An 11,638-nucleotide genomic window follows, 5' to 3' on the forward strand; every position below is an offset into this window, starting at 1 on the left:
GGTGGGGGTGCGGCGCGTCAGTTCGGTGAAGCCGGCCTCCTCGAAGAGGGCGGGCCAGCCGTGGTAGAGGTCCGCGGCCGGGAGGCGGGTGCCGGTGTCCTTCGGGTACGCCTCCAGGGCGCGGGCGCCGTGCGCGGCGGCGAAGGCCGTGGCGCCGCGCAGGAGGGCGGCGGGGACGCCGTGGCCTCGTCCGGCGCGGGTGACGTAGAAGCACGTCACCGACCACACCCCGGTCTCGTCCGGGTCGGCGGGACGGGTGACGTGGGAGCGCACGAGCCGTACGTGCTCCTCACGGGGCGCCACGGCGCACCACCCCACCGGGGCACCCTCCAGGTACGCCAGCACCCCAGGAGGCCGCTCAGCGCCCGTCACGAGGCTCTGGAGGCGTTCCTTGCGCTCCTGCGGCGGCATGGCGCGGAAGCGCGGCCCGGGGACGCGGAACCACATGCACCAGCAGTCCGAGCAGGCCCCGTGCGGCCCGAAGACCGTCTCCACGTCGTTCCACGAGGTGGCGGGCCGGACGTCGAGATCGCGCATACCTCTACAACTTCCCAGAAGTCGCACCGGTGTAATCACCATGACGGTGTCGAGCCGCTGACCTCGGGGTATTGTTGCCCCACGTGAGTACGCCCCGATTCCTCGACCTGCCTCCCGGTGTTGCGCCGCAGAAGATCGAGACGCCACAGGGCACGTTCGCGGCTCTGGAGGCGCTCCCGGTCAGCGGCGTGGTGGAGCGCTGGCCCGCGCTCCTGGTCCCCGGGCTCACGGGCAGCAAGGAGGACTTCATCGCCGTCCTGATGACCCTGGCCCAGTCGGGGCGGCGCGTGGTGGCCGTCGACCTGCGCGGGCAGTACGAGACCGCGGGCCCCGACGACCCGGCCGCCTACACCTGCGCCGCGCTCGGCGCGGACGTCGACGTGCTCGCCCAGGTCATCGGCGGCGGCGACCCCGTCCACCTGGTGGGCCACTCCTTCGGCGGGCTGGTGGCCCGGGAGGCGGTCATCGACGGACGCACGAAGTTCGCCTCGTTCACGCTGATGAGCTCGGGCCCCGCGGCCATCGAGGGCCGGCGGGCCAGCAACGGCAGGAAGATCCTCGAAGAGGTGCCCGTGCTCGGCCTCGAGCACGTGTGGCAGACCAAGTTCGAGCCCGAGGCGCTGGCCAACGACGTGAGCGACGAGATCAGGCAGTTCCTGCGCAGGCGGCTGCTCAGCAACTCCGCGACCGGCCTGACCAGCATGGCCGAGCAGGTGCTGAGCATGCGCGACCGCACCGACGAGCTGCGCCAGATCGAGCTGCCGACGCTGGTGCTGTTCGGCGAGCACGACGACGGCTGGCCGCCCGAGACGCAGTCGGAGATGGCCGCGCGGCTCGGCGCGGAGAGTGTGGTCGTGCCCGGCGCGGTGCACTCCCCCGCCGTGGAGGCGCCGGAGACGACCGCGGCGGCCCTGGTCACCTTCTGGAACGCGGCCGAGAAGCACTACTTGGACGTTAGATCGAGCGCTATGTAATCATCTGTCCACCATGACCGATGAGCTCGTCGCCCAGCCTCCGCAGAGCGCGACCTGGCTGGTCCATCTCGACCGTTCGATGTGGGTCGGCGGGGTACGCGGGCTCATGCTGCAGGCTCTCCATCCGCGGGCCATGCTGGGCGTCTGGCAGAACTCCACGTTCCAGGAGGATCCGCTCGGGCGTCTGCAGCGCACGGCCGACTTCGTGGAGCGGGTGACGTTCGGCAGTCCGGAGGAGGCCGAGGAGATCGGCCGGCGGGTCCGCGCCGTCCATCGGTCCATGCGCATCCGCGATCCCGAGACCGGCCGGGCGCATCGGGTCGACGACCCGGAGCTGCTGCTGTGGGTGCACTGCGCGGAGGTGTCGTCGTACCTGGAGGTGGCCAGGCGGGGCGGCGTGCGGCTCACCGAGCGCGAGGCCGACCGGTACCTCGCCGAGCAGCGCAGGAGCGCCGCGTACGTGGGCCTGCACCCCGAGGACGTGCCCGGCACGTGCGCGGAGATGGAGGCCTACTTCAAGCGGATGCGCCCCCTGTTGCGCGTGACGCCGGAGGCGGCCTCGACCGTGCGGTTCCTCATGTGGCCGCGGCTGCCGCGTCACCTCAGGATGCTGGCGCCGGTCAAGCCCGTCTGGTTCCCGTTCGGGGCGCTCTGCTACTACACGCTCCCCGACTGGGCCCGGCGCCTGTACGGCGCGCTGCCCGAGGTGCCCGCGGCGGCGGTCACCGCCGCGCTGAAGGCGTTCCGGCTGAGTGTGAACGCGCTGCCCGAGCCCGTCCACGAGCGCGCCTTCATGCCCGCCACCCGGCAGATGCTGCACGCCGCAAGGCAGCGTCTCGGCGCGGCCGGCTACGACGTCAGCAGGGGGCTCAGGGGCCTGACCGATCCTCGTCGCAGGCCGCGGGCCGCCGTGTGACGGGCAGCACGGCGGTCCCCGCCAGCACGGCCACCGACACCGCGGCCATCGTCCACGCGCTCGCCTCCAGGCCCCCCGTGCCGGTCAGCACGCCGAGCAGGGACGACGCGGTGGCGGCGCCGACGTACCTGGAGGCCTGGAAGAAGCCGACGGCGGCGCCGGTGTCGCGGCGGTCGGCGTGCACGAAGACGAGCGAGTTGAGCGCGTACTGGCCGAAGGCCGCCGCCGCGCCGAGCACCGAGGCGGCGGCCAGCACCGGCGCCACGGAGGCGGACACGGCGAGCAGGCACGAGCCGCCGAGCAGCAGCGCGGCGCCCGTCACCAGCACGGTCCGCAGGCCCGCGCGTCTGGCCAGGGCCACCGCGACGGGCGTCATGACGATGCCGAGCCCGGCCAGCGGCAGCACGAGCAGGCCCGCGACGTGCGCCGGCACGCCCGCCGAGCGCTGAGCCCACAACGGCACCGCGAAGAACGCGACGTAGAAGACCACGTTGGTGAGGGCGAACTGGACGCACGTGGCCAGCAGGCGTGGCCGCAGCCGGGGCAGCACCTGACGGGCGGCCCCGTCGGCGCGCACGCGGGGCAGCCAGCGCAGCGCGGCGGCGAACGCGACCACCGCTAGCGGCACGTTCACCAGGAAGATCGCCCGCCACCCCCACAGCCCGATCAGCACCCCGCCGAGCACGGGGCCGAGGGTGGCGCTCGCGGTGAGCACCATCGAGATCGTGGCGATCACGCGCGGCGGCGGCCGGCCGTCCTCGCCGGGCATCGCGGCCTGCACGATCGCCATCCCGGCGGGCATCGTCGCGCAGCTCCCGAACGCCTGCAACAACCGCACCACGACCAGCATCGGGTACGTCGGCGCCAGCGCGGCCAGCACGCCGGTCACCGCCATCGTCACGAGCCCGCCGCAGAACACCAGCCGCGGCCCGAACCGGTCGGCCAGCGTACCCATCACCGGCGGGGCCAGGATGCCGGTCAGATAGAACCCGGCGGCGAGCCAGGTCACGGCCGCGATCCCGACGTCGAACTCGGCCTCGATGTCCGCCAGCGCGACCGCGATCATGGACGAGTTGAGCGGGTTGAACAGGGAGCCCAGCGCCACCGCCGCCGGTAATCGGTCTCTCACATGCGATCCATAACCCCTCATATCGCCAGGAAACGGATCAGAGCCTCCCCACCGCCGTGCCGTCGTGCGCCCCCTAGGGGCCGGAGGCACGGCGGTGACTCACTCGGCCAGGCCGTCCCAGGGAAGGCGCTCGGGCCCGGCGGCCTGGCCCTCGGCGCAGTGACGGCGGAAGTCGCACCAGGAGCAGAGCGGCCCCGGGCTGGGCGGGAACAGCTCGTCGATCTCGGCGGGCACCGGCGCGGGCCCGGCGGGCGGCCTCTCACGGGACGAGCGGCCGGGCGCGGGCGCCACGACCTCGCGGTAGCGCTCGTCGGCCGCCGCGGCCTCGGTGGCGACGTCCTCGGCGCGGCGCAGGTGGCGTTCGAGGGACTCGTCGGTGTGCCGCCACTCGACGACCTCGCCGGTGGGCAGGTGGTGCAGCTCGACCGTACGGCAGGGGGCGCGCATCACCGCGGACGCCGCCACGGCGTAGACGGCCAGGGCGAGCGAGGAGCGGGCGTCGTCCTGCGTCAGCGGGCGGCGGCCGGTCTTGTAGTCGACCACGACCAGCTCGTCGCCGCGCCGGTCGAGCCGGTCGATGCGGCCCGACACGGCGATGACCTTGGTACGGGTGGCGACGGTGCGTTCGACGCCGACCGGGTCGTCCGAAGGATCTAAAGTCGCGACATATCCGGACACGAGGTCGCGGGCGCGGGCCAGCCACCGGCCCGACTGCTCGGCGTCCTTGAACCCCTCGGTGATCCACCCGTTGGTGAGCAGGATGGACGCCGTGAGCGGGGTGCGGCGTTCGTACGGCTCGCGCCACCAGCCCGCCAGCGCGTTGTGCACGCTCGCGCCGACGCTGTTGTGCGCCCACGCCGGGCCCTTGGCCGGCTGCGGCCGGTCGAGGTAGGTGAACCGGTAGCGGCGGCGGCAGTCGAGCCAGGCGTTCAACCGCGACGGCGTGCAGGAATAGAGCCGCCGCGGCATCCCCTCCAGGGGCAACTGGGTGGGATTCATCGGGCCTCGCACAGTAAGGCGGGGTGCCGCCGCCTCGCGCTCCGGGGTCTCACCTAGTCGTCGCCGAGCTTGATGCCGGAGATCTTGGTGCCGTCGGTCAGCGGGCCCTCGGGATCGTCGTCGGCCGTACGGGTCAGCGAACCGGACACCCAGTCGTCGAAGTGGGGCTCCAGGTCGCCGACCGTCACCTCTTCGCCGTGGGCCGGCAGCACCCTCGTCTCGCCGGGCAGCGTGAACAGCCGCCCGCCGATCGAGGTCAGTTGGTCGGCCAGGCGCGGGTATTCGCCGCCCAGCTTGCCGGGGCCGTCGGCCTGCAGGGCCTTGCCGGTGAAGACCACCTTGAGCGCCTCGCAGTAGAGCGACACGCCGCCGGGCGTGACCCCGGGCGTCTCCATGACGTCGAGCTGGACGTCGGCGACCTCGAAGATGCCGTCGTCCTCCATGTCGATGTCGGGCCAGGTCTCCCGCCAGGTCTCCCGCCACAGCGGCTTGTCCTTGGGGTGCAGGGCGATCACGGCCTCGTCCCTGCTGGCCACCTCGATGGCCGCCGAGACGTGGTCGGGCAGGCCCGCCGTGCAGATGACGGCCAGCACCTCCCGCTCGCCCACCTGCTCCAGGATCTTCTCGGCGTCTCGCGCCGCGTCGATGACGATCACCTCGTCGTCGTCGCCCACGATCCAGGTGTTGTTCTCGACCTTCTGATCGGTGCCGTCGATGTCGACGACGCCCTCGGTCACCACTCGCTCGATACGCGCTGTCACGCCTCCGAACTCTAGCTCCTCTACCTGAGAGCGCGAATCGCATCCGCCGTGATCAAGCATTCCGCTAGCACAATTCAGGCCAGGTCATGACAATTGCTTTCCGTGACCGATCAACACCAGCAAATTGGTCCGTATCGGCTCGTACGCCGGCTCGGTCAAGGCGGCATGGGGATCGTCCACCTGGCTCACGACGCGGATCTCCGGCTGGTGGCGTTGAAGGTGTTACGTCCTGAGCTGGCCGCGGACGCCGACTTCCGCAGACGTTTCACCAGGGAGGCGGAGGCCGCGGGCCGGGTGGCGCGCTTCTGCACGGCGCCGGTTCTGGAGGCGGGCCTCGACGGGGATATCGCCTATCTCGTCACGGAATACGTGGACGGGCCGGATCTGGCGTCGGTGATCGGCGCGCAGGGCCCGATGAACGGCGCCAATTTGGAGGCGCTGGCGGTGGGCGTGGCCACGGCGCTGGCGGCCATCCATCAGGCGGGGGTGGTGCACGGCGACCTGAAACCGTCCAACATCCTGTTGAGCGCGGTGGGGCCGCGGGTCATCGACTTCGGCATCGCCCGCCTGGCCGGAGCCACCGACACGACGCAGTCGGCCGTCGTCATGGGCACGCCGCCGTACATGGCGCCGGAGCAGGCCGACGGCCGGCCCGCCACGGCGGCGAGCGACGTGTTCGCCTGGGGCGGCGTGATGGCGTACGCGGGAGTGGGGCGGCCGCCGTTCGGCACCGGGCCCGCGCCGCAGGTGCTGTACCGGGTGGTGCACCATGTGCCCCGGCTCGACGGCCTCGACGAACAACTGCGCCCCCTGGTGGAGCAGGCGCTGGACAAGGACCCGGCCCGCCGGCCGACCGCCCAGCAGCTCCTGGACCGGCTGCTCGGACGCGAGTCGGCCACGCCGGCGCTGGCCACGCGGATGGTGAGCGACTCCTGGACGCCGCTCATGCCCGCCCGGGAGGCTCCCCCGGCCCGCCGGCTGCGCGTGGCGCCGGTGGTCGCGGTGGCGCTCGCGTTGCTGGTCACGGCCGGCACGCTGGCGGCCTGGCGGCCCTGGGACCGCCCCACGACGGCGCGACCGCGCACGAGCACGACGACCACCGTCACCGCGACCGTCACCACCGCTCCCCCGGCGACGGCCGCCCCTTCACCGACCGGCGAGCAGCCGGCACGGCCCGCCGGAGACGGCAAGGCCCTCGCCGAAAGCGACACTTTCGTCACCAACGCGTACGACACCAGCGTGCCGGTGCACGTCAGGATCCTCTCCCTGGAGCGCAAGGGCGACTGACCAGCGTGCCCGCCGGGGAGAGCCACACGTTCCACGCGATCTTCGGCGTGCCCGGGGAGGTCAAGACGGCCGACGTCGACCTGATGCTGCTCGGACGCTTCCCCGGCATCCCGATCAGCGGTCGGTGACCTGCTCTTCGAGCCTCGGGGAGAACGCCCCGAACGGCACGTCCAGCTCGTGGTCGCGCACGTCCAGCAGGGACAGCTCGGCCAGCGCGATCACACAGCCCGCGTCGGCCGGCCAGGCGATGGCCCACAGCCAGTTGCCGAGCGCCTCACCGGCGTAGACCGCGCGGTCGGGCTGGCCGTCGACGCACCACAGGGCCGTGGGATGGCCCAGCACGTCGATCTTCGCGTTGGGCGGGCCCGCGTCGAAGCCCTCGCCGGGATCGGGGCCGCCGAGCCCGGCGAAGGCCGCGCCCAGCCCGATGCCCGGCTCCTCGGCGATGATGATCAGGTCGGCGGGCCCCTCCGTGAGGGAAGGCCCGCTCAACGCGACCAGGCTGGCACGGGATCCGGTACGTTTGTCGCCCACCTCGCCGAACCCGGTCACCAGCCAGCCGACGGGCAGCGGCCACGGCAGCCAGACCGGCACGACCGAGCTCTTGCGGATCGCCTCGAGCGCCGTGCTGGACGGGGGCCACGGGGGCTGATAGGGCAGGACATCTCCGTGCGTGCCACAACGAAACGCACTCGACCAGGCGCTCGGCCCGTGAAGCGGGCCAAAACACCGTGGGCAGGTTGGAGCCGCTCTCACAACTACCCACGGTGCGTGCTCCGGCGCGGCCCCGTCAAGGGCGCTCCGCGTTATCCCGCCGTAATCTTGGTCAGGTGCGGGTAAATTGTGTGGGCGCGATCGTCTTCGACGCGGCAGGTCGGCTTCTGCTGATCAAGCGCGGCCATCCGCCCGGCATGGGGCTGTGGTCCCTTCCCGGCGGGCGCCTGGAGCAGGGCGAGAGCGACGAGGCCGGCGTGCGCCGCGAGGTCCTGGAGGAGACCGGGCTGCGGGTGGAGGTGGGCCGCCTGGCCGGCACGGTCGACCGTCCGGGGCCGGGCGGGGTGACGTACGTGATCCGCGACTACCTCGCCACCGTCTCCGGCGGCACGCCCACGGCCGGGGACGACGCCGCCGACGTGCGCTGGTGCACCGTGGCCGACCTGACACGCCTCCCGCTGTCGGAGGGGCTGCTGGAGTCGCTGACCGGCTGGGGCGTGCTCCCGCCCGGATAGGCGGGTGTTCGCCACGCCACCGCGTGCTCCCGCCCGGATGGGCGGGCGTTCACGGCGCCACCGCAGGCTCCCGCCCGGATGGGCGTGGGGTTCGCGGCGCCGCCCGCCCGGCCTCGGCCGACCGTACGGGTGACGGTCGCTCGCGGCGCCGCACGCCCCACACACCGGGTCTATCTACTGGACGACAGGCTGGACGTCCACAGGATCAGGTGGTCGGCGCTGTAGGTCGTGGACCGGCCGAGCGCCACGACCTCCGTGCCGTTCACCGCCACCGCCGACAACCACTGCGAGCCCTGGCCCGCCAGGCGGTCCTGGGTGAGCGCCATGCGGTTCCACGACAGGCCGTCAGGAGACGTCCAGGCCGCGCTGTCGCCCTCACCGGACACGCCGTGCCAGCCGACGGCGACCAGGCCCTCACCGGCCGCCGCCAGGTCGTGCACGGCCGCGGCCTGCTCCGCGGGCAGCCAGGCCGTCTGCCAGCTCTCGCCCTCGTCGTCGGAGACCGCGGCGAACGCGCGCCGCGCCCCGCCGGTCATGGCCGTACCGATCGCCACCAATTTGTCCTGATAAATCGTAATCCGTCGTAGGCCGGCCGACGTCGCGTCCGGCGGGGTCACCCGCGGGCGCGCGCTCCAGTTCAGGCCGTCCTCCGAGTGCCACACGACGCTGGTCTCCCGGTCGGCGCCGCCCGAACCGCCCACCGCGACGTACCCGCCGGGGACGGCGACGGCGTCGTGGATGCGCACGCCCGCGCCGCGCTGCGGCAGCCGTTCGGAACGGGTGTACGTGCGCGTGTCGCGCGTGAACCACACCTCGGCCGAGGACGCGCCCGCCTGGTCCCTGGACTCGCCCGCGACCACGTAGCCGTCCTCCCCCGCCGTGACCACGTCGGTCCGCAGATAGGGCAGGTCCGCCGCGCGCGCCAGGTCGCCCTTGACGTCCACCTTCCGCCATTTCTCGCCGTCCGCGGAGGTGACGAGGAGGGGGTCGGTGAAGGAGACGTTCGTCGCGGTGCCGCCGACGGCGAGCCAGCCCCGGCGGCCGTACGCCACGTCCTCCAGCGTCTGCCTGCCGGGGCCGCCCAGGCTCATGGACTTCCAGCTCTGCCAGTTCCTGATCGTCCACAGGCCGGCGTCACCCGAGGCGGAGCCGACGGCGACGTACCGGCCGCCGGAGGTCGCCAGGGCGTTCGTCTCGCGGGCGACCCTGGTCAGTCCCTCGACCTCGCCGAGCGGCACGCGCTCCGTCTTGCCGCGCGCCGGCGCGGCCAGCAGGACGAGCTGGTTGTCCACGTCGGAGGCGGCCTGGTCGCCGCCGGCCAGCAGGGTGCCGCCGGCCGCGATCGTGAACCCGCGCAGCGTGGCCCCCGGCAGGTCGCCGAGGTCGGCCCGCCTGTCCCACGAGCTGCCGTCGGTGCTGGTCAGCACGGAGTAGCGGCCGAGGCCGGTCTGCGCGATCGCCGCGACGCCGGACTGGTGGGAGATCAGCGACTCCACGCCGACACTCTCGCCGCCGAGCCCGCCGATGGAGCCGCACTGCGACCACTCCGCCCCCGTCGAGGAGCAGTAGACGCGCACGTCGCCCTCGGCCGTGCGCCGCCGGGCCGGCACCAGCACGAACCGCTTCGGCAGCACGGCCACCGTGCCCGCGCGCGGCTCCGCCTCGGGGAGCTGGAAGCCGGTCGCCTGCCAGGTACGCCCGCCGTCCGCCGAGCGCAGCACCCGCGATCCCTCGCCGACCGCGGGTACCCCGATGGCCACGACCGTGTCGCCCCTGGCCACCACTGCCTTGAGCTCCCGTGCTTCCAGCTCCCTGGTCTCGGCGCGCTCCCAGGTCCGGCCGTCGCCCGAGCGCCAGGCGGCCGGCAACGAGCCGCCGTCCTCGCCGGTCGCGCGCCCCACCGCGACGAATCCGGACGCCGTGCGCGCGATGTCGTGGATCTGGTCGCCCGCCCGGAACACGGCCAGGCCGGACGCCTCCACGGCCGTCCAGGTGCGGCCGTCGGTGCTGGTCCACAGGCCGCGCCCGCCGGACGTGCCGTCGCCGCCGCTGGCCAGCCAGCGCCCGTCGCCGCCCACCACGCGCTGGACCGTGGGGGTCGAGGCGCCGTTCACCTGGCCGAGCCGCCAGGTCTCGCCCCCGTCGGGGGAGAACAGGAAGAGGGGGCGCGGGGTCGGGCTGGTCGTGTCGCTGCCGACCGCCACGACCGTGCGGCCCACCGAGGTCATGTCATTGAGCTTCTGGTCGGCGCCGTCGCCCGCGGCCGGCACGGTGAACAGTTCGTCGCCCGACCGGCCGGTGCCCGCCGCCAGGCGCACCGAGGGGCCGTCGTCGCCGGTCCACTGCCACACGAGCACGCCGGTGCCCACCAGGACGGCCGCGGCCACGGTGAGCACCACGGGGACGGCCCTGCTGCCCCGGCGTACCGGACTGGACCTGCGGACGGCGGCGGGGGCGGGGCCGCGCTCGTGCCGGCCGCCCTGCGGGCGCGGCGGCCCGGTGGCGACGAGCAGGTCCGGCCGGGTGGGCCGGCCCGCCGGCGGTCGCCCGACCCGCCGCACCTCCGGCTCGCCCTCGGGCGTCTCCTCCGGGCGCTCTTCCAGAGGGAAGACCCGCCGGTACGGCGGCGTCCGGCCCTCGGACGCGGTCCGCTCGGACGGCCCCTCCCCGGACGCGACCTCATCGGGAGCCCAGTCGGAAACACGGTCGGAAGCCCGGTCGGCAGCCCGGTCGGCAGCCCGGTCGGCAGCCCGGTGGTCGGGCCGATGGTCGGACAGGTCGCCGGCCCGGTCGTCAGGCCGGTCATCGGGCCGGTCGTCGGAGAGGGGGCCGCCGGCGACGAGCTTGTCGGGGCGGTTGACGATGCGGCGAGGGCGGCGGCGCGGCTCTACGTCCGGCTCGGCCGTCGGCGAGCTGTACGGCATGCGCCCTCGCGGCGGTTCCTGCGGCTCGTCGGGTATGGGGGCCGCGAACGGCGGCATGCCCCAGGGAGAGGCCAGGGGTAAGCCCCGCGCCCGGTCGTCCGTGGGACCGGGCGGCGAATGGCTGATCCTGGGCTCTTCGGGCTCTTCGGGCTCCTCAAAAGAGGACCGCTCCGAAGAGGAGTGCGGTCCGGACGCGCCCTCGGAACGCGCGTCGTCGTCACCCGGCGGTCGCCGTGGCGGGTCGCTGGGGCCGGAGGCCACGCGCCGTACCTCCTCGTCGAACTCGTCGTACAGGTGCATGCCGGTCCCGTTCGAGACGGACCGTTCCAGCCTGTCATCGGGGATCCTTCGCCATCCAGACCAGCATGCTTGGGCCAGAATGGCGAGACCTCTCTAGCGAGATTCCCGAGCAACGAACCAGCTTTATCCCGAAATAGTGCGAATTGACCGCTTTTTAGCTAGGTACATCACACCAAACGCATACACCCCGAGTTGCACCACGGTTCCCGTCAACGCCTCCCACGGCACCGGCGTACGACCCTGATCGAGCGCGTCGTCGAGCGTCCCCGACGCGGCGCTCACCCCGAACGCCACGAGGTTGTTCATCACGTGCAGCGCGATCGCCGCCTCCAGGCCGCCCGTCCGCACCGACAACCACGCCATGAGGGCGCCGAACGCGAACACGTCCACGAGCCCCGCCGACGAGTAGCCGTGCAGCGACGCGAACAACACCGAGCCGATGACGATCGCCCAGACCGGGTTGCGCACGTGCGTACCGACCGTCTGCAGCACCCACCCGCGGAAGACGTACTCCTCGGCCGCCGCCTGGAAGGGCACCAGCAGCACGATCACGACGAGCAGCGGCAGGAACCCCTCCCACCC

The 11,638-nt window shown here is 73.3% G+C and carries 12 protein-coding genes; 5 read left to right on the forward strand and 7 right to left on the reverse strand.

Going from position 1 to position 11,638, the window contains the following annotated elements; genetic code table 11:
* Positions 1 to 537: GNAT family N-acetyltransferase (locus C1J01_RS40235; RefSeq protein ID WP_111184316.1), on the reverse strand; the 537-nt coding region annotated here is incomplete at its 3' end.
* 83 nt (positions 538 to 620) lie between these two features.
* On the opposite strand from C1J01_RS40235, the gene C1J01_RS40240 reads away from it, so the two are divergent.
* Complete coding sequence (locus C1J01_RS40240) at positions 621 to 1,511, forward strand: alpha/beta fold hydrolase (protein WP_111184308.1); 891 nt, start codon at positions 621 to 623, stop codon at positions 1,509 to 1,511.
* A gap of 13 nt (positions 1,512 to 1,524) precedes the next feature.
* The gene (locus C1J01_RS40245; RefSeq protein ID WP_111184309.1) at positions 1,525 to 2,427 is read left to right on the forward strand and encodes an oxygenase MpaB family protein; all 903 of its coding nucleotides are present in this window, start codon (positions 1,525 to 1,527) and stop codon (positions 2,425 to 2,427) included.
* Here C1J01_RS40245 and C1J01_RS40250 read toward each other — a convergent pair.
* From C1J01_RS40250 to C1J01_RS40260, 3 genes are all read right to left on the reverse strand, one after another.
* On the reverse strand, positions 2,381 to 3,556 hold the full coding sequence (locus C1J01_RS40250; RefSeq protein WP_181449234.1) for an MFS transporter: 1,176 nt from the start codon (positions 3,554 to 3,556) through the stop codon (positions 2,381 to 2,383). The genes C1J01_RS40245 and C1J01_RS40250 overlap by 47 nt on opposite strands.
* 99 nt (positions 3,557 to 3,655) lie before the next feature.
* Complete coding sequence (locus C1J01_RS40255) at positions 3,656 to 4,555, reverse strand: RecB family exonuclease (protein ID WP_220040350.1); 900 nt, start codon at positions 4,553 to 4,555, stop codon at positions 3,656 to 3,658.
* Between the two features lie 53 nt (positions 4,556 to 4,608).
* Positions 4,609 to 5,316, reverse strand: coding sequence for an MBL fold metallo-hydrolase (locus C1J01_RS40260; protein ID WP_181449235.1), 708 nt, complete (start codon positions 5,314 to 5,316; stop codon positions 4,609 to 4,611).
* A gap of 102 nt (positions 5,317 to 5,418) precedes the next feature.
* Between C1J01_RS40260 and C1J01_RS40265 the strand changes: the two genes are divergently transcribed.
* Both C1J01_RS40265 and C1J01_RS53320 read left to right on the forward strand, forming a co-directional pair.
* Positions 5,419 to 6,603 carry a serine/threonine-protein kinase gene (locus C1J01_RS40265; RefSeq protein ID WP_268958790.1) on the forward strand — a complete coding sequence of 395 codons (1,185 nt, stop codon included), beginning with the start codon at positions 5,419 to 5,421 and terminating at the stop codon, positions 6,601 to 6,603.
* 5 nt (positions 6,604 to 6,608) lie between these two features.
* On the forward strand, positions 6,609 to 6,731 hold the full coding sequence (locus C1J01_RS53320) for a hypothetical protein (protein WP_268958791.1): 123 nt from the start codon (positions 6,609 to 6,611) through the stop codon (positions 6,729 to 6,731).
* Here C1J01_RS53320 and C1J01_RS40270 read toward each other — a convergent pair.
* Complete coding sequence (locus C1J01_RS40270) at positions 6,718 to 7,359, reverse strand: DUF6758 family protein (RefSeq protein ID WP_181449236.1); 642 nt, start codon at positions 7,357 to 7,359, stop codon at positions 6,718 to 6,720. The two genes, C1J01_RS53320 and C1J01_RS40270, sit on opposite strands and share 14 nt — an antisense overlap.
* A gap of 74 nt (positions 7,360 to 7,433) precedes the next feature.
* On the opposite strand from C1J01_RS40270, the gene C1J01_RS40275 reads away from it, so the two are divergent.
* Positions 7,434 to 7,832, forward strand: coding sequence for an NUDIX hydrolase (locus C1J01_RS40275; protein ID WP_220040351.1), 399 nt, complete (start codon positions 7,434 to 7,436; stop codon positions 7,830 to 7,832).
* Between the two features lie 170 nt (positions 7,833 to 8,002).
* On the opposite strand, the gene C1J01_RS40280 is transcribed toward C1J01_RS40275, so the two are convergent.
* On the reverse strand, positions 8,003 to 11,056 hold the full coding sequence (locus C1J01_RS40280; protein ID WP_146615896.1) for a beta propeller repeat protein: 3,054 nt from the start codon (positions 11,054 to 11,056) through the stop codon (positions 8,003 to 8,005).
* A gap of 123 nt (positions 11,057 to 11,179) precedes the next feature.
* A partial coding sequence (locus C1J01_RS40285) for a CPBP family intramembrane glutamic endopeptidase (protein WP_146615897.1) occupies positions 11,180 to 11,638 on the reverse strand: 459 nt, incomplete at its 5' end.

The organism is Nonomuraea aridisoli, from assembly GCF_003236395.1.
Taxonomy (GTDB): Bacteria; Actinomycetota; Actinomycetes; order Streptosporangiales; family Streptosporangiaceae; genus Nonomuraea; species Nonomuraea aridisoli.